Annotated in this window: 16 protein-coding genes; 13 read left to right on the top strand and 3 right to left on the bottom strand. The window is 66.8% G+C overall.

Annotated features, from left to right (window positions below; all coding sequences use genetic code 11):
- Positions 1-213 precede the first annotated feature (213 nt).
- The 12 genes from purB (at position 214) to pilH (ending at position 14,116) form a co-directional block, all read left to right on the top strand.
- A complete protein-coding gene (purB, locus tag ACYVJ8_RS06495; protein WP_460710429.1) occupies positions 214-1,584 on the top strand; it encodes an adenylosuccinate lyase in 1,371 nt (456 codons plus the stop codon).
- 114 nt (positions 1,585-1,698) lie between these two features.
- Positions 1,699-2,100, top strand: coding sequence for a VOC family protein (locus tag ACYVJ8_RS06500; RefSeq protein ID WP_460710430.1), 402 nt, complete (start codon positions 1,699-1,701; stop codon positions 2,098-2,100).
- Between the two features lie 23 nt (positions 2,101-2,123).
- The gene (locus ACYVJ8_RS06505; protein WP_460710432.1) at positions 2,124-3,377 is read left to right on the top strand and encodes a ribosomal protein uL16 3-hydroxylase; all 1,254 of its coding nucleotides are present in this window, start codon (positions 2,124-2,126) and stop codon (positions 3,375-3,377) included.
- Positions 3,374-4,291 carry a GNAT family N-acetyltransferase gene (locus ACYVJ8_RS06510; RefSeq protein ID WP_460710434.1) on the top strand — a complete coding sequence of 306 codons (918 nt, stop codon included), beginning with the start codon at positions 3,374-3,376 and terminating at the stop codon, positions 4,289-4,291. Before ACYVJ8_RS06505 ends, ACYVJ8_RS06510 begins: the two co-directional genes overlap by 4 nt.
- A 749-nt stretch (positions 4,292-5,040) precedes the next feature.
- Complete coding sequence (locus ACYVJ8_RS06515; RefSeq protein WP_460711081.1) at positions 5,041-7,872, top strand: 2-oxoglutarate dehydrogenase E1 component; 2,832 nt, start codon at positions 5,041-5,043, stop codon at positions 7,870-7,872.
- A 60-nt stretch (positions 7,873-7,932) separates the two neighbouring features.
- On the top strand, positions 7,933-9,156 hold the full coding sequence (gene sucB, locus ACYVJ8_RS06520) for a dihydrolipoyllysine-residue succinyltransferase (RefSeq protein WP_460710436.1): 1,224 nt from the start codon (positions 7,933-7,935) through the stop codon (positions 9,154-9,156).
- Positions 9,157-9,278: 122 nt separating this feature from the next.
- Entirely contained in the window at positions 9,279-10,706 is a 1,428-nt protein-coding gene (lpdA, locus tag ACYVJ8_RS06525) for a dihydrolipoyl dehydrogenase (RefSeq protein ID WP_460710438.1), read from the top strand.
- Between the two features lie 79 nt (positions 10,707-10,785).
- Positions 10,786-11,643, top strand: coding sequence for a class I SAM-dependent methyltransferase (locus ACYVJ8_RS06530; RefSeq protein WP_460710440.1), 858 nt, complete (start codon positions 10,786-10,788; stop codon positions 11,641-11,643).
- A gap of 16 nt (positions 11,644-11,659) precedes the next feature.
- Complete coding sequence (locus ACYVJ8_RS06535; protein WP_460710441.1) at positions 11,660-12,253, top strand: LOG family protein; 594 nt, start codon at positions 11,660-11,662, stop codon at positions 12,251-12,253.
- Positions 12,217-12,630 carry a GIY-YIG nuclease family protein gene (locus ACYVJ8_RS06540; protein WP_460710443.1) on the top strand — a complete coding sequence of 138 codons (414 nt, stop codon included), beginning with the start codon at positions 12,217-12,219 and terminating at the stop codon, positions 12,628-12,630. The genes ACYVJ8_RS06535 and ACYVJ8_RS06540 overlap by 37 nt, the downstream gene beginning before the upstream one ends.
- A 73-nt stretch (positions 12,631-12,703) precedes the next feature.
- On the top strand, positions 12,704-13,696 hold the full coding sequence (locus tag ACYVJ8_RS06545) for a YhdH/YhfP family quinone oxidoreductase (protein WP_460710445.1): 993 nt from the start codon (positions 12,704-12,706) through the stop codon (positions 13,694-13,696).
- A 57-nt stretch (positions 13,697-13,753) separates the two neighbouring features.
- A complete protein-coding gene (gene pilH / locus ACYVJ8_RS06550; RefSeq protein WP_460710447.1) occupies positions 13,754-14,116 on the top strand; it encodes a twitching motility response regulator PilH in 363 nt (120 codons plus the stop codon).
- 48 nt (positions 14,117-14,164) lie between these two features.
- On the opposite strand, the gene ACYVJ8_RS06555 is transcribed toward pilH, so the two are convergent.
- Positions 14,165-15,049 carry a DnaJ C-terminal domain-containing protein gene (locus ACYVJ8_RS06555; protein WP_460710449.1) on the bottom strand — a complete coding sequence of 295 codons (885 nt, stop codon included), beginning with the start codon at positions 15,047-15,049 and terminating at the stop codon, positions 14,165-14,167.
- A 130-nt stretch (positions 15,050-15,179) separates the two neighbouring features.
- Between ACYVJ8_RS06555 and ACYVJ8_RS06560 the strand changes: the two genes are divergently transcribed.
- Positions 15,180-15,668, top strand: a complete 489-nt coding sequence (locus ACYVJ8_RS06560) for a redoxin family protein (RefSeq protein ID WP_460710451.1) — start codon at positions 15,180-15,182, stop codon at positions 15,666-15,668.
- 17 nt (positions 15,669-15,685) lie between these two features.
- Here the strand turns inward: ACYVJ8_RS06560 and pbpC are convergent, their stop codons facing one another.
- Both pbpC and ACYVJ8_RS06570 read right to left on the bottom strand, forming a co-directional pair.
- Positions 15,686-18,109 (bottom strand): penicillin-binding protein 1C, encoded by a 2,424-nt coding sequence (gene pbpC / locus ACYVJ8_RS06565; RefSeq protein ID WP_460710453.1) that lies wholly within the window; start codon positions 18,107-18,109, stop codon positions 15,686-15,688.
- 15 nt (positions 18,110-18,124) lie between these two features.
- On the bottom strand, positions 18,125-23,038 hold the full coding sequence (locus ACYVJ8_RS06570; RefSeq protein WP_460711083.1) for an alpha-2-macroglobulin family protein: 4,914 nt from the start codon (positions 23,036-23,038) through the stop codon (positions 18,125-18,127).
- Positions 23,039-23,317 lie beyond the last annotated feature (279 nt).

Consider the following 23,317-nt stretch of genomic DNA (forward strand, 5'->3'; position numbering starts at 1 on the left):
GGTCCGCGGCCCCGACTAAAGGCAGGGATGCCGTCCGGAGGGGCGGAGCACCCCCGTCCCGTCGGGTAGCGCGTCCTACCGAAGAAGCCAGCCCGAAGCCGATAAGCCAAAGCAACGTCCCTGGATCCCCGCCTTCGCGGGGATGACGAGCAAAGGCCAGGCCGACCCCACCCCCTGTAGAATTGCGGTTTGCCTTTCGCAGCCCCGCCCGCCATGTCCGTCGAAACCCAACTGCTCGCCCTGTCCCCGCTCGATGGCCGCTATGCCGGCAAGGTCGACGCCTTGCGCCCGATCTTTTCGGAATTCGGCCTGATCAAGGCGCGCGTGAAGGTCGAGGTCGAATGGCTGCTGGCCCTGGCGAACGAACCGGGCATCGTCGAGCTCAAGCCGTTCTCCCCCCAAGCCACCGCCCGCCTGCGCGCCCTGGCCGACAACCTCTCCGTCGCCGACGCCGCGCGCGTGAAGGAAATCGAGCGCACCACCAATCACGACGTCAAGGCGGTCGAATACCTCATCAAGGAACGCCTCAAGGACGACGCCGAACTTGGCCCGGCATTGGAATTCGTGCATTTCGCCTGCACCAGCGAGGACATCAACAACCTCAGCTACGCGCTGATGCTCAACGAAGCGCGGCAGGACGTATTGCTGCCCAAGCTCGACGCACTCATCCAGACCTTGCGTGCGATGGCGCAGGAACACGCCGCCGTGCCGATGCTCTCGCGCACGCACGGCCAGACCGCCTCGCCCACTACCGTCGGCAAGGAACTGGCCAACGTCGTCGCCCGCCTGCAGCGTCAGGGCGAAGTGCTCGCCGGTTTGCCGATGCCGGGCAAGATCAACGGCGCCGTGGGCAACTACAACGCCCACGTCGCCGCGTATCCCGATATCGACTGGACGACGTTCTCGCGCCGCTTCGTCGAATCGCTGGACCTGACCTGGCAGCCCTACACCACCCAGATCGAACCGCACGACGGCGTCGCCGAGCTGTGCGACGTGTCCAAGCGCATCGACACCATCGCCATCGACCTGTGCCGCGACATCTGGGGCTACATCTCGCAGGGTTACTTCAAGCAGGCGGTGAAGGCCGGCGAAGTCGGCAGCTCGACCATGCCGCACAAGGTCAATCCGATCGATTTCGAGAATGCGGAAGGCAACTTCGGCATCGCCAGCGCGCTGTTCGAGCATTTCGCCGCCAAGCTGCCGATCAGCCGCTGGCAGCGCGACCTCACCGACTCCACCGTGCTGCGCGCACTGGGCACGGCGTTCGGCCACATGCTGATCGGTTTCGAATCGCTGCAGCGCGGTCTGGGCAAGCTGAGCATCAATCCGGAACGCCTGGCCGCCGACCTCGACGCCGCCTGGGAAGTGCTCGCCGAAGCCGTGCAGACGGTGATGCGCCGCCACGGCCTGCCGAACCCGTACGAGCAGCTGAAGGCCCTGACCCGCGGCCAGGGCATCAACGAAGCGTCGATGCGCGAGTTCATCGCTACGCTGGATCTTCCGGCGGACGCGAAGCAGCGGCTGCTCGCCATGACGCCCGCCAGCTACATCGGCCTGGCGGACCGCCTGGCGCGGGAGATCTGATCGGATGCGAAGAGGGCCGCTTCACGCGGCCCTCTTCTTTGCACCGCTCGCTTCCCAACGCTCAGCAAACCCGCAGCGAAGTAGAATGCGCGCCCCACATCGCAGGGGCGTGCCGTGAAGCTGCTGCTCAACCTGGACGTACCCGAGATCGCGACCGCGGAAGCCTTCTACACCGCGGCCTTCGGCCTGCACGCCGGGCGTCGTTTCGGCGCCGACGCCGTGGAATTGCTCGGACTGGAAGCGCCGCTGTATCTGCTGGCGAAACAGGAAGGCACGATCGGTGCCGGCGATTCCCCGCGCGCCTACGCGCGGCATTGGACGCCGGTGCACGCCGACCTCGCTGTCGACGACCTGGACGCCGCCCTGGCCCGCGCCATCGCTGCCGGCGCAGTGCAGGAAGGCGCGACCCGCGATGCCAAATGGGGACGCCTCGTGCAGCTCGCCGACCCCTACGGGCATGGCTGGTGCCTGATCGAATTCCGCGGTCGTGGCTACGACGAAATCGCCACGCACTGAGCCCTCACTCCGACAAAATCGCCATGGCACAAAAGAAAGCCCAGTCGACCGCACCCGCTGCGGCAACCAAGCACGCGCTGTTCGAGATCGACGCGCGTGCGCATCCGCCCCTCGGCATGCCCGCCGCGCAATTCCTGCGCGAGTACTGGCAGAAGAAGCCGCTGCTGATCCGCAACGCCTTCCCCGATTTCGAATCGCCGATCCAGCCCGAAGACCTGGCCGGCCTGGCCTGCGAGGAAGGCACGCTGTCGCGCATCGTCGCCCACGACCGCGAGCGAGATAGCTGGATGCTGCGCCACGGTCCGTTCGAGGAAGCGCTTTTCCCCGACATGCCGCACCACGACTGGACGCTGCTGGTGCAGGACGTCGACAAGTGGGACAGCGACGTGGCGGCGTTGCTCGATGCCTTCGACTTCCTGCCGCGCTGGCGTATCGACGACATCATGGTGTCGTTCGCGGCGCCCGGTGGTTCGGTGGGCGCGCACGTCGACCAGTACGACGTCTTCCTGCTGCAGGCGCTGGGCCATCGGCGCTGGCAGATCGACGCGTCGGAATCCTTGGGCAAGGGCACGCCGTCCACGGAATTCCGCAACGACGTCGAGCTGAAGCTGCTGCGCGAGTTCCACCCCACGCACGAATGGCTGCTGCGGCCCGGCGACATGTTGTACCTGCCGCCGGGCGTGCCGCACCACGGCGTGGCCGAGGATGCCTGTCTGACGTTCTCCGTGGGCATGCGTGCACCCAGCGCGGCGGAATTGCTCGGCGACTTCGTCGACACGCTCGCGGCCGATGCGGACGAGAGCCTGCGCTACGTCGACCCTGACCTGGCCCCGGCCAAGGACCCGGCGCAGATCGACGACGACGCGATGCGCCGGGCGATCGAGGCGCTGAACGCACTGCGCATGAACGATCCGGAGCGGCTCGGCGATTGGTTCGGCCGCTTCATCACGCTGTACCGCAATGCGGGCGAAGTGATGGCCGCCCCCGAAACCCGGTCGCGCATCGAAATCGAATGGGACCTACAGCACGGCGGCGCCACGCTGATGCGGCATCCGTATTCGCGCATGGCCTGGCGCAAGGCGGGCCGCGGTGCGCGGCTGTTCGTCAACGGCCAGGGGTACGAGTTGCCGGTTCGCGACGCCAAATCCGTTGCCAATGCCAAGGGGATCGATGGCGCGGCGTACGCGGCGCTTTCGCAGACCGGCAGGGATCGCATCCACGAGTTGTTGCAGGCCGGCCACTACAGCCTCTCGAGCGGAGGCGAGGAAGAAGAATGAGCGTCGTCACCGCGCCGGAACCGGCATTCACCGTCCAGGCCGTCGATTACCAGGCGGCGCTGCCGCAGTTGCGCGCGGTGCGCGTAGCGGTATTCGTGCAGGAACAGGGCGTGCCGCTGGAGCTGGAGTTGGACGCGCTCGATTCGCAGTGCCATCACGTCGTTGCGCTGGATGCGCGGGGTGAGCCGATCGGTACGGGCCGGCTGACGCCGGAGCACAAGATCGGCCGCATGGCCGTGCTCGCCGATTGGCGCGGCCGCGGCGTCGGCGATGCGTTGTTGCTGGCGCTGCTGGACAAGGCGCGCGAGTTGGGTTGGCACGAGGTTTCGCTGCATGCGCAGGCCAGTGCGATCGGTTTCTATGCGCGGCATGGGTTTCTGCCCTATGGCGAGCGCTTTCAGGAAGCGGGCATCGAGCATCAGTCGATGCGTCGCCTGCTCGATGCGGCCAATCCGGTCGAGACGCACGAGGCCGCGATCGCTGCGATGCTCGGCGTGATCGGCACGGCACGCCGGGAGTTGTGGATCTACAGCCGCGAACTCGATCCGGGGCTACTGGACCATCCCGACGTGGTGGCGGCGCTGCGCCGTTTCGGTACGCATCGCGGCACGGCTCACATCCTGCTGCAGGACGCGGTCGCGCCGCAGTCGGCGCATGCGCCGCTGATCGCGCTGTCGCAGCGGCTACCCACTGCTTTCGCGTTCCGCGTGATCGACGAGCCGGTGGACCGTGCGTATGCATCCGCCTTCGTAGTCAACGATCGCGGTGGCTGGTACTTCCGGACGCTTGGCCATCGTCCCGAGGGCGAAACCCGGATCGATCAGCCGGCTCGTGCTCGACAGTTGCAAGGCGTGTTTGAGCCGGTGTGGGAACGGGCGCGGCCTTGTAGTGAATATCGGGCGCTAGGGATCTAAGCGGCATTGCTACCACGCGTCATGTGTACGGGCGGGCAGTCGGCGCCGGTGGGCAGTCGCGACACGCCGTGAATCCGTCCATGGAGGCTTGTCAGCGGCATCCATGCCGCTGACAGTCGCGCCTGCCCACCGGCACCGCCTGCCTCTCACTCATCTCGGGCGCTTTGATAAGAGCAAAGGCAACTCGCTGCGCTCGCCTCCCCTCATCTGCCCTTCGGGCATCTTCTCCCCGCTCGCGGGGAGAAGAAGGTGCGCATGGGCCGAAGCCACGAACTTCACGTTCGCGATTAGCGCTGCCCGCCGGGATGGGGGTGGCGGAGAGCGGACCATGGATGGTCCGCGGCCCGACTAAAGGCAGGACTGCCGTCCGGAGGGTCGCAGCCACCCCCATCCCGGCGGGCAGCGCGTCCCGCCGAAGCCGGCAGCTTCTAAAGCAGAGACAAGCAAAGTCCCTGATCCCCGCCTTCGTGGGATGGCGAGCAAAAGCAAGAGGGACCGTTTTCAGTCGTAACGTCACGGCGAAAACTCATCGTTCCCGGCACGGACTTCCTCCGCTCCGGCCGCGTCCCCACATCGACGACAGGCCCGCCCGGGCCGCTTATTCCGTAACCGCTTGATGCAGCGCGACATGGCCTGCGGCTATAATTTTGGCCCTTTCGCGTCACCTGCAGCCCGACGCACCGGCGCACCCCAAAAAAGCTCGCCGGATCAACCGCTTGCCTCACAACTTGGATCTTCCCGACATCATCGTGGACAGTCTTCTCAAGCAGTTTGCCCAGTCCTCGCAGCTCGGCGCCAACGCCGCCTATATCGAAGACCTGTACGAGCAGTACCTGGTCGACCCCGACAGCGTCGGGGCCAAGTGGAAGACCTATTTCGACGGCCTCAAAGGCCGCGAAGCCGGTGACGTCCCCCACTCCGCCGTCATCGAGCAGATCGGTATCGCCGGTCGTCTCGCCGCTTCCGGCAAACTCGCGCCCGCCACCGGTGCGGGCGATGAGCGCGAACGCGCCGTCGGCAAGCTGATCACCGCCTACCGGTCGCGCGGCCACCTCGCCGCGAATCTCGACCCGCTGGGCATGATGGCCAAGGTCGAGGCGCCTGATCTCGCGATCGGCTTCCATCACCTCTCCGAGAGCGACCTGTCCGCGGAATTCAGCACCGGCGGCGTCGCGGGCAAGGACCGCATGAAGCTCGGCGACCTCGTCGCTCTGCTCAAGGCCACCTACACCGGCAGCATCGGCGCCGAATACATGCACATCACCGACGTCGAACAGCGTCGCTGGATGCAGGAGCGCCTGGAAAGCGTCGCCGGCAAGTTCGGCCGCAGCGCCGAAGACAAGAAGCGCATCCTCGAACGCCTCACCGCCGCCGATGGCCTGGAGCGCTACCTCGGCACCAAGTACGTCGGCCAGAAGCGCTTCTCGCTCGAAGGCGGCGACGCGCTGATCCCGCTGATGGACACCACCATCCGCCGCGCCGGCGAACAGGGCGCCAAGGACGTCATCATCGGCATGGCCCACCGCGGCCGCCTCAACGTCCTGGTCAATACCCTCGGCAAGCCGCCGCGCCAGCTGTTCGACGAGTTCGAAGGCAAGTTCGAGCACGTCCACAACGACCTCGCCCACCAGGGCGACGTGAAGTACCACATGGGCTTCAGCGCCGACGTCGCCACGCCCGGCGGCCCGGTGCACCTCGCCCTCGCCTTCAATCCCTCGCACCTGGAAATCGTCGACCCGGTGGTCGCCGGTTCCGTGCGTTCGCGCCAGACCCGCCGCGGCGACAAGGGCCGCCAGCAGGTCGTGCCGGTGCTGATCCACGGTGATGCCGCGTTCGCCGGCCAGGGCGTGGTGATGGAACTGTTCCAGATGTCGCAGGCGCGCGGCTTCGCCGTCGGCGGCACCATCCACATCGTCATCAACAACCAGGTCGGCTTCACTACCAGCGAACGCCAGGACGCGCGCTCCACGCTGTACTGCACCGACGTGGCGAAGATGGTCGGCGCCCCGGTGCTGCACGTGAACGGCGATGATCCCGAAGCGGTGGTGTTCTGCGCCGAACTCGCGCTCGACTACCGCAGCCGCTTCGGCAGGGATGTAGTGATCGACCTGGTCTGCTACCGCCGCCACGGCCACAACGAAGCCGACGAGCCGGCCGCAACGCAGCCGCTGATGTACCAGGTGATCCGCAAGCACAAGACGCCGCGCGAGCTGTACGCCGCGCAGCTGATCGCCGAAGGCGTGGTCAACGACGCGCAAGCGCAGGCGCTGGTCGATGGCCTCCGCCAGAAGCTGGACGATGGCGTCGTCACCACCGAGCTGGTCGCGGTCACCCCGGACGAATTCGCCATCGACTGGACGCCCTATCTCAAGGGCAAGCTCAGCGACAAGGTCGACACCAAGTTCGACGGCAAGAAGCTGAAGAAGCTCGCCGAAACCATCAACGAGGTCCCCGACACGCTGAAGCTGCACCCGCGTGTCGCCAAGATCTACGAAGACCGCCGCAAGATGACGGCCGGCGAACAGCCGGGCGACTGGGGCTTCGCCGAGAACCTCGCCTACGCCACCCTGCTCACGGAAGGCTACAAGCTGCGCCTGGTCGGCCAGGACTGCGGCCGCGGCACGTTCTTCCATCGCCACGCGATCCTGCACGAGCAGACCACGGACGAATACGTGCTGCCGCTGCGCCGCCTGGTGAAGAACCCCACCGACGTCACCATCATCGACTCGCTGCTGAGCGAAGAAGCGGTGATGGCGTTCGAATACGGCTACTCCACCGCCGATCCGCAGACGCTCGACATCTGGGAAGCGCAGTTCGGCGACTTCGCCAACGGCGCGCAGGTGGTGATCGACCAGTTCCTGTCCTCGGGCGAAGCCAAGTGGGGCCGCCTGTGCGGCCTGGCGCTGTTCCTGCCGCACGGCTACGAAGGCCAGGGCCCGGAGCACAGCTCCGCGCGCCTGGAGCGCTTCCTGCAGATGTGCGCGCTGGAAAACATGATCGTCTGCACCCCGACCACGCCGGCGCAGGCCTACCACATGATCCGCCGGCAGATGCGCATGACCACGCGCAAGCCGCTGGTGGTGATGACGCCCAAGTCGCTGCTGCGCCACAAGCTGGCGGTGTCGACGATGGACGATCTGTCCAAGGGCAGCTTCCAGACCCTGATTCCGGATGCCACGGCCGACGCCAAGAAGGTCAAGCGCGTAATCGTCTGCGGCGGCAAGGTCTATTACGACCTGCTGGAAGAAGCGCAGAAGCAGAAGCTCGACAACGTCGCCATCGTCCGCGTGGAACAGCTGTATCCGTTCCCGCGCCCCGAACTCGCCGCCGAGCTCAAGCGCTTCGCCGGCGCGACCGACGTGGTGTGGTGCCAGGAAGAACCGCAGAACCAGGGCGCCTGGTACCAGATCCGCCATCACCTGGCCGCGTGCCTCGCGCCGAAGCAGTCGCTGCACTATGCCGGCCGCCAGCGTTCGCCGTCGCCGGCGGCGGGGCATTTCGCCGATCACGTGCTCGAACAGAACGCGCTGGTCGCCGATGCACTGGTGAATCCGCTGCGTGGCGAAGCCAGCCCCGAATAACCGCCGCTCCTCTCGAACCTGCCTGTTCGATACAGCAATCTCTTCTCCAAGGACTCATCCATGAGCACCGAAATCAAAGTCCCCGTCCTGCCCGAATCGGTCTCCGACGCCACCATTGCCACCTGGCACAAGAAGGTCGGCGACGCGGTCAAGCGCGACGAGAACCTGGTCGACCTGGAAACCGACAAGGTCGTGCTGGAAGTGCCCTCGCCCGTCGACGGCGTGCTCAAGGAAATCAAGTTCGCCGAAGGCGCGACGGTCAACAGCCAGCAGATCATCGGCGTGATCGAAGCCGGCGCCGCCGCGGCCGCGGAAGCGCCGAAGGCTGCCGCCAGCGACGACGCCAAGAACAAGGCCGCCACCACCGCTGAAGCGCAGCCGGTCGTTTCCAAGGCCGCCGCCGCTGCCGCTCCGGCCGCCGCCAAGGCCGCCGGCGTCGAACTGCCGCCGGGTGCGCGCTTCGCCGCCGCCAGCGCCGGCGTCGATGCCGCGCAGGTCGAAGGCACCGGCCGCCGCGGCATGGTCACCAAGGAAGACATCGTCAACTACGCCAGCGGCAAGACCGCCGGCGTCGGCGGCGGCGCGCGTCCGGAAGAGCGCGTGCCGATGACCCGCATGCGCGCCCGCATCGCTGAGCGCCTGATGCAGTCGAAGAACTCGATCGCCATGCTCACCTCGTTCAACGAAGTGAACCTGGGCAAGGTCATGGCGATGCGCAAGGAGCTGGGCGAAGCCTTCGAGAAGGCCAACGGCATCAAGCTCGGCTTCATGAGCTTCTTCGCCAAGGCCGCCGCGAACGCGCTGCAGAAGTACCCGGTGGTCAACGCCTCGGTCGACGGCAACGACGTCATCTATCACGGCTATGCCGACATCTCGATCGCCGTGTCGACCGACAAGGGCCTGGTCACGCCGGTCGTGCGCAACGTCGAGCGCCTGTCCTTCGCCGACATCGAAGCGCAGATCGCCGAATACGCCAAGAAGGCGCGCGACGGCAAGCTCGGCCTGGACGACCTGCAGGGCGGCACCTTCACCATCACCAACGGCGGCACCTTCGGCTCGCTGATGTCGACGCCGATCGTCAACCCGCCGCAGTCGGCGATCCTGGGCATGCACGCCATCAAGGAACGCGCCATCGTCGAGAACGGCCAGGTCATCGCCGCACCGATGATGTACATCGCGCTGTCCTACGACCACCGCATCATCGACGGCAAGGACGCGGTGCTGTTCCTGGTCGACATCAAGAACCAGCTGGAAAACCCGCACCGCATGCTGCTGGGCATGTAATGCATCGGGGACGGGAACCGGCAGCGGTTCCCGTCCTGCGTTTGGCCCACAGGTTCGAATCCCTCCCCCGCTATCAGCTTCGCGCAGCGCGTTCGCGCTCCGGCTAGAAAGAAGAGACCTCCATGAGCGAACAGCAGAACTTCGACGTAGTCGTCATCGGCGCCGGCCCGGCCGGTTACCACGCCGCCATCCGCGCCGCGCAGCTCGGCCTGAAGACCGCGTGCATCGACGCCGCCCTGGGCAAGGACGGCAAGCCGGCGCTGGGCGGCACCTGCCTGCGCGTGGGCTGCGTCCCGTCCAAGGCGCTGCTCGACAGCTCGCGCCAGTTCTACAACCTGCACCACCTCTTCGGCGACCACGGCATCACGACCCAGGACGCGAAGATCGACATCCCCACGATGATTGCCCGCAAGGACAAGATCGTGAAGCAGTTCACCGGCGGCATCGGCATGCTGTTCAAGGCCAACAAGATCACGCCGTTCTACGGCTTCGGCACGCTGCAGCCGGGCAACGTCGTCAAGGTGAAGCAGCACGACGGCAGCGAAGTCGAGCTCAAGGGCACCAACGTCGTCATCGCCGCCGGTTCGGACTCGATCGAACTGCCGTTCGCGAAGTTCGGCGAGCACATCGTCGACAACGTCGGCGCGCTGGATTTCGAATCGGTGCCGAAGCGTTTCGGCGTGATCGGCGCCGGCGTGATCGGCCTGGAACTGGGCAGCGTGTGGAACCGTCTGGGTTCGGAAGTCACCATTCTCGAAGCCCTGCCGAACTTCCTCGCCGCCGCCGACGCAGAAGTGGCCAAGGTCGCCGCGCGCGAATTCAAGAAGCAGAACCTGGACATCCGCCTGGGCGCCAAGGTCAGCAAGACCGAGGTGAAGAAGGACGGCGTCCATGTCACCTACACGGACGACAAGGGCGAACAGACCATCGTCGTCGACAAGCTGCTGGTGTCCGTGGGCCGCCGCGCCGCGACCAAGGGCCTGCTCGCAGAGGGCACCGGCGTCAAGGTCAACGAGCGCGGCATGATCGAAGTCGACGAGCACTGCCACACCGGCGTCGACGGCGTGTGGGCCGTGGGCGACTGCGTGCGCGGCCCGATGCTGGCGCACAAGGGCTTCGAAGAAGGCATCGCCGTGGCCGAACTGATCGCCGGCCTGCCGGGCCACGTCAATCTCGACACGGTGCCGTGGGTGATCTACACCGAGCCGGAAATTGCCTGGGTCGGCAAGACCGAAGAGCAGCTCAAGGCCGAAGGCATTCCGTACAAGGCCGGCAGCTTCCCGTTCGCGGCGGTCGCCCGCGCGGTGGCGATGGCCGAACCGGCGGGCTTCGTGAAGGTGCTCGCACATGCCGAAACCGACACCGTGCTGGGCATGCACCTGGTCGGCGCCAACGTCTCCGAGCTGGTGCACGAAGGCGTGCTGACCATGGAGTTCAAGGGTTCGGCCGACGACCTCGCCCGCATCTGCCACGCGCATCCATCGCTGTCGGAAGCCGTCCACGACGCCGCGATGGCCGTGCACAAGCGCTCGATCCACAAGGCCAACTGAGCCTTTCCCGATCGACTGCGGTAAATTGGAACGGCGCACCTCGGTGCGCCGTTCTGCTTTTCGGACCAGGAGTTCGCGCATGACTTCGGCAAACCCGATTCGCAACGTGTCCGACACCGCGCTGTGGGTCGCGATCTACCGCGCGATGGAAAGCGAACGCGCGGATGCGATCTTCCGCGACCCGTACGCGCGCCGCCTCGGCGGCGAACGCGGCCAGGCCATCGTCGACGCCATGCCGCGCGGCCGCACGATGAGCTGGCCGATGGTCGTGCGCACCGCGGTAATGGACGAGATCATCCTGCGCTGCGTGCAGCAGGGCGCGGCGACCGTGCTCAACTTGGCCGCCGGGCTGGACGCACGGCCGTACCGTCTCGACCTGCCCGCTTCGCTGCGCTGGCTGCATGTCGATCTGCCGGACATGATCGACTACTTCCGCTCGCACATGGACGCGGAGACGCCGCGCTGCCAGTTGGAATTCGTCGCCGCCGACCTGCGCGATGCCGCCGCGCGGCGCGACGTATTCGCACGCGCGGCAGCGCATGGCCCGGTACTGGCGATCACCGAAGGGCTGCTGATCTACCTCGAATCCGAAGACGTCGCCGCCCTCGCGCGCGACCTGCACGATGTCGCGCAGGCGAAGTGGTGGCTCTCCGACCTCGCCTCGCCGATGCTGCTCAAGTTCCTGGAGCGGCAATGGCAGCCCTTGCTCGAACAGGGCAACGCGCCGTTCCGTTTCGGCCCGGCCGAGAACACCGCCTTCTTTGCGCCCTTCGGTTGGCGCGAAGTGGAGTTCCGGCCGCACTGGGACGAATCCCTGCGGCTGAAGCGCACGATGCCCAACGCCTGGCTATGGAATCTCCTGCGCTGGCTGCAACCGAAACGGCGGCGCGAAGCGATGAAGCGTTTTTCCGGCATCATGCTGCTCGAATCCACCTGATCATCCGTAGAGCGATATGCGTTCCGTCTGTGTCTATTGCGGCTCCAATGCCGGCAGCAAACCCGTCTATACCGAACGCGCGATCGCGCTGGGCAACCGCCTTGCCAAGGAAGGGCTGGCGCTGGTGTACGGCGGCGGCAATGTCGGCCTGATGGGCATCGTCGCCGACGCGGCGCTCGAAGCCGGCGGCGAAGTGATCGGCGTCATTCCCGAGCAGTTGGTCAACTGGGAAGTCGCACACAAGGGCCTGACCCGGCTCGAAGTCGTCGCCAACATGCATGAGCGCAAAGCGCGCATGTTCGATCTTGCCGACGGCTTCGTCGCCCTGCCCGGCGGCTTCGGCACGCTGGACGAGATGTTCGAGATGCTGACCTGGCGCCAGCTGGGTATCGGCGACAAGCCTTGCGCCTTCCTCGACGTCGATGGCTTCTATGCGCCATTGATGTCGATGCTGGATCGCATGGTCGAAGAGCGTTTCCTGCATCCGGACCAACGCCGCGACCTTTGGCACGGCGATGACATCGCCACGATGATCGAGTGGATGCAGGCCTACCGTCCGGCCGATGCGAACAAGTGGATGGACGAAAAGCGGCGCAAGCAGCTGCGCTGACAGTCTCTTCGCTCGTCATCCCGGCGCAAGCCGGGATCCAGGGCTTTTGCCGTTGCTCTGCCGCTGCTTCATTCAAGGACGAATCAATGAAGGATCCGTGCGTCTATATTCTCGCGAGTCAAAGGAATGGGACTCTGTACGCCGGAGTGACCTCGGATCTCGTCAAACGCGTTTACGAACACAAGACCGACGCCGTTGAGGGTTTCACCAAGAAGTATGGCGTCCATACTTTGGTTTGGTACGAGCAGCATCCGACGATGGCGTCCGCGATCGAACGTGAGAAGGCGCTTAAGGAGTGGAAGCGCACCTGGAAACTGAAGCTGATTGAGACTTCAAATCCAGAGTGGCGTGACCTGTATCCTGACATTCTCGGCTGATACAGCGATCTCGGTTGTGACACGATCAAAGGCACTGGATCCCGGCTTACGCCGGGATGACGAGCAAAAACAAATGCCCACACCCACCGACTTCACCGCCTTCCGCATCCACAACGACGCCAGCGGCTACCGCAGCGGCATCGAGACGATCTCGCTCGACGATCTCGCGCCCGGCGAAGTCGTCATCAAGACCGCTTTCTCGTCGGTCAACTTCAAGGACGCGCTCGCCGGTACCGGCCAGGGCAAGATCCTGCGCCGGTTTCCGCTGGTCGGCGGCATCGACGTGGCCGGGCACGTGGTCGCGTCGACCGATACGAAGTTCAAAGAAGGCGACGCGGTGCTCGTCACCGGCAGCGGCCTGAGCGAGACGCGCGACGGCGGCTATGGCGAATACGCGCGGCTGGAATCGCAATGGGTCATCCCTCTGCCTAAGGGCCTGAACCTGCGCGAAAGCATGATCCTGGGTACCGCCGGGTTCACCGCCGCGCTGGCGCTGTTCCGGATGAAGGAGAACCGACAGGCGCCCGCCCTGGGCCCGCTGGCCGTCACCGGCGCGACCGGTGGGGTCGGCTCGCTGGCGGTCGATATCTTCAGCCGCGCGGGCTTCGAGGTGCACGCGATCAGCGGCAAGCCTGAGCATGCCGACTACCTCACGGCGATCGGCGCCAGCCAGGTGCTGGGCCGGGACGCGCTCGCGACCGCGCGGCCGATGGAATCCGCCCGTTTCGGCGGCGGCCTCGACAATGTCGGCGGCGGCATGCTCGCCAGTCTGCTGGCGCAGACGGCCCCCTACGGCAATGTCGCCAGCGCAGGCCTGGCCGCGACCGCCGATCTGCCGACCACGGTCATGCCGTTCATCATCCGCGGTGTCTCGCTGGTCGGCGTCGCTTCGGCGGGTACCGCCCGCGACATCCGCGAGGCGGTCTGGCAGCACCTGGCCAGCGACTGGAAGCCGCGACATCTCGACCGCATCTGCACGCGCGAAATCACTTTGCCGCAATTGCCCGAAGTGTTTGCGACGATGCTCACAGGTGGCTCATTCGGCCGTACCCTGGTGGCGGTCTAGCGGGTTGCGGCGTCACTCCGCCCCGTTACAATCGGCCGACTTCCTGGGGAAATCCTGATGGCTCGCATCCTGATCGTCGACGATTCGCCTTCGCAGCTGATGGGCATCCGTCGCATCGTTGAGAAGCTGGGTCACGAGGCGCTCACCGCCGAGGACGGTGCCGCCGGGGTGGAAGTGTGCAAGCGCGAATTGCCGGACCTGGTGCTGATGGACGTGGTGATGCCGAACCTCAACGGTTTCCAGGCCACGCGCTCGATCAGCAAGGATCCAGCGACGGCGCACATCCCGGTCATTCTGGTAACCACCAAGGACCAGGACACCGACCGCGTCTGGGGCATGCGCCAGGGCGCCAAGGCCTACATCACCAAGCCTTTCAGCGAGAGCGATCTCGCCGAGATCATCACCCAGGTGATCAAGTAAGAAAAAAGGCGGGCCAGGCCCGCCTTTTTCGTTGCCCTGCCAAGCCGCTCAGTCGCGGCGCCAGTCGTCGCCGAAGGCATCGCGCATCGCTTCGTACGCCGCCTGCTGCGCCGGCGTCTCCGGCTTGGGCGACAGGATTTCCAGCTCGACGATCTGGTCGCCCGGCGTCGCGCCCGGCAACCCACGGCCGCGCAGCCGCAGCTTGCGCCCGCTCTCGGAGCGCGCTGGGATCTTCAGCTCAACCGCGCCGCCCAAGGTCGGCACGCTCACCGTCGCGCCCAGCGCCGCCTCCCAAGGGGCGACCGGAAGCACGTAGATGATGTTGCGGCCGTCGACCTCGAACTGGGGGTGCGCCGCGTATTCGATTTCCAGCAGCAAGTCGCGGCCCGCGCTGCCCTGCCCGCCCAGGCGGATGACCTGGCCCGGCCTGATGCCCTTGGGAATGCGCACGTCCAGCGTGCGATTGCCGACCCCGATCCGCGCCGGGCTACCGGCATAGACCGACTCCAGCGACACCGCCAGCTTGGCCCGCGTATCGCCGCGTGGTGGTGCCGCGCCGCCGAAGCCACCGGCGCGGCCGCGACCGAACAGGTTCTCGAAGAAATCGCTGAAACCGCCGCCCGCGCCGCCGCCGGCGAAGATCTCGTCGAAATCGACGCCGCCGTAGCCATCGGCGAAACCGCCCGGCGGCGGCTGCACTTCATCGCCCGGCCGATAGCCGCGCGCACGCAGCTGGTCGTACGCGGCGCGCTTCTGCGGATCGCGCAGCGCTTCGTACGCCTCGTTGACCGCCTTGAACTTCTCCTCCGCGCCCGCCTCCTTGCTGACGTCCGGATGGTACTTGCGCGCCAGCCGACGATAGGCGGTCTTGATCTCGGCTTCGCCAGCGCCGGGCTCGAGGCCAAGCGTTTCGTAGTAATCCTTGAATTGCATGGGACTCCGGGGTGGGGCCTGCGGCCGGCCGCCGCTGGCATTCGAGGTTAGCGCATCGCGCGGCGGGATTGACGTCACCTTCCTCCAAGGCGTCTAGACTGCGTGAAGCTCCTCCCACACGAGACCCCACATGACGATCCAGGTAGGCGACCGCATCCCCGAAGTTCCGCTGCAGCGCATCCACAACGGCGTCGAGATCGTGGATACGCCGACGCTGTTCGACGGCAAGAAAGTCGTGCTGTTCGCCGTCCCCGGTGCGTTTACGCCGACCTGTTCGGAGCGCCATCTGCCGGGCTACGTGGAGCACTTCGATCGGTTCAGCGCGCGCGGTATCAGCGTGCTGTGCATGTCCGTCAACGATCCGTTCGTGATGCAGGCCTGGGGCCAGAGCCAGCACGTGCCCGACGGTCTGCTGATGCTGGCCGACGGCAACGGCGACTTCACCCGCGCTTTGGGCTTGGAACTGGATGCCAGCGCCTACGGCATGGGCAAGCGTTCGCGCCGCTTCGCCCTGTATGCGGACAACGGCACGGTGAAGAAGCTGTTCGTGGAAGCGCCGGGCGAGTTCAAGGTGTCTTCGGCGGAGTACATGCTGGACGCCCTCGCTGAAGCAGGCTGATTCAGAGCAGCGAAGCGTCAGCGCAGTACCCGGAAGCTCACCCGCGACCACGCTCCAGTGTCGGCGAGCGCGGTCAGCGTGTGCGCACCCGCGTCGCCGAAGTCGTAAGGAAACAGCCCCGCGCCCTGCGATTCGCCGACGAGCTTGCCGTCCAGCAGCCAACGGATGCGCGCATCGCTGCCGATCGCACGCACCGACAAGCGCAGCGGCGCGGCGCTGTTGGGCGCGCGGGCGAGCGTGGCGGCGTCGTGGATGCCTTCGATGCGCAGTTCTTCGGTCGCCTCGCGACCGTCGGCACTGCAATCGGGCGAGAGCGCCGGCAGGCGTGCCGCGGCGCGCGCTTCCTGCGACAGCCACGGCGAAGCGAGCGCCGGCCAGCGCGCGATCTGCGACGGACGCCGCTCGTGCGGCTGGGCGCAGTCGGCGGACAAGCGCAATCCGGTGCGTGCGTCGACTTCGAAGCGCTCGCGCCCAGCGTTCCACAGGCGCGCATCGCGTTCGGCGAACGTCGGCGGCACGACGCCATCGAGCGTCCAGGCCTTCAATCGGCGTCGGCATAGCTGCGGCGACTGGGGATCCGGCGGTAGACCCAGCGGCCAACAAATGTCGATCTGCTCGACATTGCGCGGCGGCGGCCGCGGCGCCGCATCGCCGCGCTGCGCCGGCAGGCTGTCGACGACTTCGAACAGCAGCGGCAACGCGGTCACTACGCCGTACTGGCCCGGCAACGGCGTGCCATCCGGGCGCCCCACCCACACGCCGACGGTGTAGCGGCGTGTGCTGCCCAAGGCCCACGCATCGCGGAAGCCGTAGCTGGTACCGGTCTTCCACGCCACGCGCGGACGGCCGCCCATTTCAAACGTATCGGCGATGCTGCCGGGCCGCGGATTCGCTTCCAGCGTGTCGCGGATGATCCATGCCGCCCCCGGCGACAGCAGGCGGCGTTCGACACGCGGATCCTGCGGCTGATAACGCACGCGTCCGGCGACGCCTTCGCGATTCAGCGCCGCATAGGCGCCGACGAGGTCTTCCAGGCGCGCGCCGGTGCCGCCGAGGATCATCGCGAGATTGGGCTTGGCGCCGTCTGGCCATTTCAAGTCGATGCCGGCATTCGCCAGCCGCGCGGCGAAGCGCGAAGGGCCGACGCGATCGAGCAGATCGACGGCGGGCACGTTCAACGACAGACGCAGCGCTTCGGCGGCACCGACCGGGCCGTTGAACGCCATGTCGAAATTGCCCGGCCGGTAATCGCCGAACGCCTGCGGCGCGTCCACCAGCAGGCTTTCGGAATGGATCAGACCATCATCCAGCGCCAGGCCGTAAAGGAACGGCTTCAAGGTCGAACCGGGCGAGCGCCACGCCTTGACCATGTCGACGTGGCCGAGGCGCGCCTTGTCGGCGAACTCCACCGAGCCGACATAGGCGCGCGCTTCCAGCGTGGCATTGTCGACCACCAGCAGCGCGGCGGAAGTTCGTTCGGGCAAATCGGAGAAGTACGCGGAGACGCGGTCTTCCAGCGTGCGCTGCAAATCGGCGTCGATGGTCGACTCGATCCGTGTCGTCTGCGGATGGGCGAAACGCAAGCGTTGCGCCAGCAGCGAAGCGTGTTGCGGCGGCTGCAGCGAACGCGCGACGACGGGTTCCATCCGCGCGTCGCGCACTTCCTGCGCCGACCACACGCCGAGCGTCTGCATGCGCGCCAGCACCTTGTCGCGCGCGACGCGTGCGCGTTCGGCTTCGCGATCGGGACGCAGGCGGCTGGGCGATTGCGGCAGCACGGCCAGCAGCGCGGCTTCGGCATGCGACAGACGCGCCGCGGGTTTGCCCAGGTACGCCCAACTCGCGGCTTCGACGCCTTCGATGGTGCCGCCGAACGGTGCGCGGTTGAGGTACAGCGCGAGAATCTCGCGCTTGCTCAGATGCACTTCGAGCTGCACGGCTCGCGCGAGCTGGCGCAGCTTCGCCCAGGGCGTACGCGTTTGCCGGCGCCCCGCCGGCTGGTCGAGGATGCGCGCGACCTGCATGGTCAAGGTCGAACCGCCGGAAACTACACGGCCCTGACGCAGCCACTGCCCGCCCGCACGCGCCAACGCAAAGGGGTTGACGCCGGCGTGGCGCCAGAACCAGCGGTCCTCATAGTTGAGCAGAGCTTGCAGATACAGCGGCGAGACCTGCTCGGTCGTTACCGGGTAACGCCAGATCCCGCCGCGATCGGCGAACGCGCGCAGCGGCGTGGCATCGCGCGCCAGCACCACCGCGCCGGCGTCGCGTTGCTTCGGCAACGGCAGCGGAAAGGCCAGGTCGAGCAGCATCGCCGCGGTGAGGAGCAGCAATGCCGCCAGTGCGAATTGGAGCGGGAAGCGGCGGTGGATGCGGAGCCTTCCGAAGGAACGGAAGGCTGGCCGCTCTTGTTCGTCATCCCGGCGTAGGCCGGGATCCATTTTGCTGTTCAACCCTCACCGCCCCGGCTGCTTCACCGTCAACATCGCCGGGCTCGCCTTGCCCACACCGCGCATATCGGGGCGATACATGTCCTCGACCAGCGGCGGCGGGACGGTGTACGTGCCCGGCGTCACCGCGCGCACCAGATAGAACAGCTTCGCGGTGTCGTAGGTGTTGAGCTTGAGCGCGGCCACGTAGCGGTCGTCGCGATATTCCTCGTGGCGCGTCTCGGCGGCCTCGTCGCGGTCGGCGATCTCGATGCCGTCGACAACCACGCCCGCCCACTGCTTGGCATCGCCGAGATTGAAGTTCTCGATCTCCAGGCCAGCGGGCAGCAGATCGGTCACCAGCGCATCGGGAATGTTCTCGCGGCTCTTGATGGTCAGCTGCACGATCAGGCTGTCGCCCTCTTCCAGCGTGCCGCCGCTCCACTCGCTGCCGTCGGTGTTGTAGTACTTGCGCGTCACCGTGACGAGGGTGGCATCCGGCTCGGGCGCCGTGCGCGGCACGCCGGCCACTTCCAGGCTCGCGTACAGCGGCGGCTGCCCCTGCGGGAGGAAGCTCACGCCGCGCGACAAGGCGTCGTAGTTGACCGTGCGGCCGGTGATGCGCGTTTCGGCGACATCGAAGGTCTCGCCGGCGATCTTCCATTGGCCCGACACCATCTTCTTCTGGTCGGCCATCAGCGCCTTGCCCAGGCGTGCCAGCGCCACCTGCTCCTGCGTGCTCAGCCAGAACCAGCGCATGTTGCGGCGCGCATCGAGTTCGCGACCCAATGCCACCGAGCGCGCGTCGTATTCCGGCTTGGCGTAACCGCGCTCATGCAGCAGCGCGATCATCAGGGCGTCGTCGCGCAGGCGCGTGCCGTAGTCGGCCAGGTAGATCGGGCGTTCCTTCGGGTCCATTGCGAAACCCGCTGCGATCGCCTTTGCACCGCGCGTCTTGTCGCCCTGCAACGACAGCGCCAGGCCCAGATGCACCAGCGGCAGGCCGGTCATGCTCTGCTTGCGGTTGTTGTCGTACAGCGCCCGCAGCGTGCCCAGCGGCGCGCGGTTGACGCGCGCCAGCACGTAGCCGGCATGCGCCTGGTAGGCGAACTTGAGGTGGTCGCGATTGTCGTAGCCGTAGAACGGCGCGCCACCGGCGAGCAGGTCCTCGTTGAGCGCCTTCAGCGCCTTCTGCAGCATGGTCTCCGGTACCGCGAAACCGGCTTCGCGCGCGTCCAGCAGGAACTCGACGATGTACGGCGTCAGCGCCTGGTTGATGTAATCGCCGTCGCCCCACATCGAGAAGTGGCCGGAGCTGACCTGCATCGAGGCCAAGCGGCCGAACGCGCCTTCCATGCGCTCGCGGCGCTGCTTCGCGTTGAGACCGGTGACGCCGAGCATCTTCGCCGTCGCCTCATCCAGTTTCAGCGCCGCATAACCCTTGCTGGTCGTCTGTTCCGCGCAGCCGTAGGGATACTTCAGCGCGTCTTCGAGCGCCGCGGCGAAGGGAATCGGCGGCAATGCGCTGACGACCATGCGCGCCTGCACCGAACCGGGCATCAGCCCGTCGGCGAGATCGGTGCCCAGCGGCACCGGGCCCAGCTCGTTGAGCACGCGCGTGCGCGAACGCATGACCGCCGACCACGCCGGCCGCACCGGCAGGTCGTACTTGCGATCGACGCTGAAGCCGTTGCCGTTCACCCTCACTCGCACCTGCGCGGTCGTGTAGCCCTCGCGCGCGACCAGCGGGAAGGTATAGGTCGTCTTGCCATCGACACCGAGCTTCGCGCTGCGCGTGCCATCCGCCAGCGACAACGGACCGATGCCGTCGACCTGGACCTTGAACTCGCCGGCCTTGCCGGTGAAGTTCTGCACGTCCAGGGTCACGCTGCTGCGGTCTCCGGGCGCCAGCACGCGTGGCAGGCTCGCCTCGGCGAGTACCGGCGCGCGCACGACGGTTTCGTCGTCCTTGCTGCCGTAGCGATTGCCCGCGAACACCAGCGCCGAGACGCGCAGCGTGCCGTTGAAATCGGGCACCGCCAGCTTCACTCGCGCCAGGCCCTTGGCGTCCAGCTTCACCGGACCGGTGAACAGATCGACGGTCTGCACGTGCGCCGTCGGCCGGCGCGCCTGCGGCAGGGCGAGCGGCGCCATGTCGCCGCCGAAGCGGATCTTCGCCGTGCCGCCGTCGAAACTCTCGATCACGCGGCTGTACACGTCGTACGCATCCACGCCGAGGCGACGCTGGGCGAAGAAGTGCTTACCGGCATCGGGCACCGGGAAGCGGGTGATGTTGAGAATGCCCACATCCACCGCCGATACGGTGACGAAAGCCTCCTGCCCAGCCAGCTGCGGCACGCTCACGGTCGCCGCGAGATCGCGCTCCGGACGCATCTGCTTGGGCACCGCCAGGCCAACCGCCACCGTGCGCTCGCGGCGATCCATCGGCACGTGCGCGATGCCGACCGCGCGCGCCGGGGTGATCTTGTCGGAGGCGGTGCCGCCGCGGAACACGAGCGCGGTGACATAAACGTCGTGGCGCTCCCAATCCTTGGTCACCGGAACCTCGAACGTACTGCCCGCCTTCGCCTCGATGTCCTGCACATAGAGCATGTGGTCGCTCTCGACCATCAGCAGGCCCTTGCCTTCGTGCGGCGGCGTCAGCGTGACCTTGAGCAGGTCGCCGGCCTTGTAGGCGGTCTTGTCGAGCGCGAGCTTGACCTTGTCCGGCCGCGCATCGAGGCCGCGGTTCTCGTCGCTCCAGCTCCAGCCGGCCTTGAACGGATAGCGCGTGGTGAGCTTGGTCGCCGGGTCATAGACATCGAGCCGGTAATCGCCCCACTCCACCGGGAAGTCGATCTTGGCCGGCGACACACCGACATCGAGGGTGCGGGTGGCGATGTCCTGGTAGCGGCGGGTGAAGTCGTAATCCCAGCCGTCGTCTTCCCAGTTCCAGTGGTAGTCGCGGTGTTCGCGCACCAGGGTGACGCGCAGGCCATTGCCCGGATAGAGCTTGCCGTCGCTGCCATAACGGGCGATCTGGAAGGCGGCGTTGGCGTTGGCGTCCGACCCTTCCTTGTCGTCGAACAGCGGCCGCACCGCGACCAGCCTGTCCGCCGGCCACAGCACGCGCTTGAGACTGCGGTTGACGCTGCGGCCGCCGGTTTCGAACACACTGCCGGTCACCATCGCGGCGATGGTGCTGACCGGTTTGGCCTCGGCCGGCAGCGCGATGTCCTGCTGCAGCTTGCCGTCGGCGTCGAGGCTGGTGTCGATGACGTCCCTGGCTTCCTTGGGCAGATCGAGGGTGGGATCGCCGAAGAACCAGCCCGGCAGTTGTTCCAGCGGATGTTGCTCGACCGCGACGGTGAGCTTCGCGGTGAAGCGGTTGGACGCGGCGGGCGCGCCGTAGAGATAGGCACCGGTCGCCTGCAGGCGCAGCGGTTCGCCCGGCTTGATGACTTCCTGCGCGGCCAGATCCAGCTTCATGCGTTCGGGCAGGAATTCCTCGACGCGCAGGGTCATGCCCTGCACGGCTTCCTTGCTCGCGGGGTCAGTGCGGAACTCCACGCGCCAACGGCCCGTCGCCGCATCGACCGGAATCACCTGGGTGTGGCGGACGTAACCCTGCGCGTCTGGCTGCAGGCTGGTTTCCAGGAAGGTCTTGCCGTCGGGCTGGACGTAACGCACGAAGACGGGTTGCAGTCCCTTCTTGCCCTTAGGCGCAATGGGCTGGCCGTCCTGGTCGCGCAGCAGCGCCGACAGGCGCACGGTTTCGCCCGGGCGGTAGAGATCGCGGCCGGACCAGGCGAACACGTCGAACCAGGCCTGCTCGCGCCCTGCGACCGCGAACTCGGACAGATCCAGCGCCGGCTGGTTGAACGGCAGCATCGACACGTCGCTGCCGCGCTGCGCGATCAGCACGTGCGCGGCGTCGAGCTTGTAGTCGAGCATGGCGTTGCCGTTGCGGTCGGTGGTCGACTTCAGCACGGCCTCGCCGTCGCCATTGAGCACCTTCAGCTCGACACCGCTGATGGCAGCGCCGCTTTCAAGCGAAGCGGCGTGCACGAACAGGCGATCCTTGTAGGCGCGCGCATGCAGGCCCAGGTCGCTGACGGTGAAGAAGGCGGTGTCGAATTCCTCCTTGAACGTGCCGGCCTTCTTCATCACCGCGAAATACAGGCCCGGCTCGCGCAGCTCCTCGATGTCCTGCAGCGGCAGGTAGGTGAGGACGCGCTCGTTCTTCTTGCCGCCCAGGACGAAGCGGTTGACGTAGACCGGCTCGGCCAGCTTGGACAGCGGCGTGCGGCCGTGGCTGATGCCCTCGTCGTCGTCCCAGGAATACTCGCGCTCCAGGTCCCAGGCGCTGCGGCGGCCGCCGCGCTGGAACTCGGCGAAGAACTTGGGCAGTTCCTTTTCCTTGATGCGCAGGAACTCGACGTCGACCTCGGACACGTTCACCGACACCACCGGCAGGCCGCGGCTCTCGCGCGCCGGCAGCACACTGCCCTGCGAGGCGAAGGCGACCGCCGGCTCCAGCGGTCCGGTGTAGATGGTGCGCTTCTCTTCCTTGCCCAGGCGGTTGCCGTCGGCGGCGGTCAGGCCGGCCTTGAGCGTGACGATGTATTCCTTGCTCGCTTCCACGTGCGGGAAGCGCAACACCTTGGCTTCGTCCGCGCCGTCGTCGTCGAGCACCCAGCTGCCTTTGACCGGCGCGCCGTCCTTGTCGGTCACGGCGATCAGCGAGTCGAATTCCTGTGTGCCGACCAGGGGGCGGCTGAACTCCAGAGCGAGCGCGAGTTCGTCGTCGCTGGCCTGATCGGGATACGCGGCGACCAGGCCGAAGCCCTTCACCGCTTCGCGCTTGGCGGCGATCTTCTCGCCGCTGACTTGCGGCAGCTGCCCGTTGGCGTCGCGCTTGCACCCGCCGAGGGCGAGCATCGCCGCCAGGGCGAAAAGCGCCAGCCCCTGCCACACCACATGCTTGGAAATCGAACGACCAGACAGCGGACGGCACTGCACGGATCCGTCCGAACACGTAACGCGCTTCATGCGACTCTCCCCAGGTTTGCGCACAAGCGTATAGAACCGGAATGGCGTCACACAATGGCGTCGATCGCGTGCGAAAACGTGCCAGTGAACTGGCGTTTAGCATCGCTTCGCCGGGAACGAGGGCGCCCGAAAGATGCAGCCTTACGTGGTTTCGCGGCGGCGCCGGCC

Source organism: Lysobacter terrae (assembly GCF_054782215.1).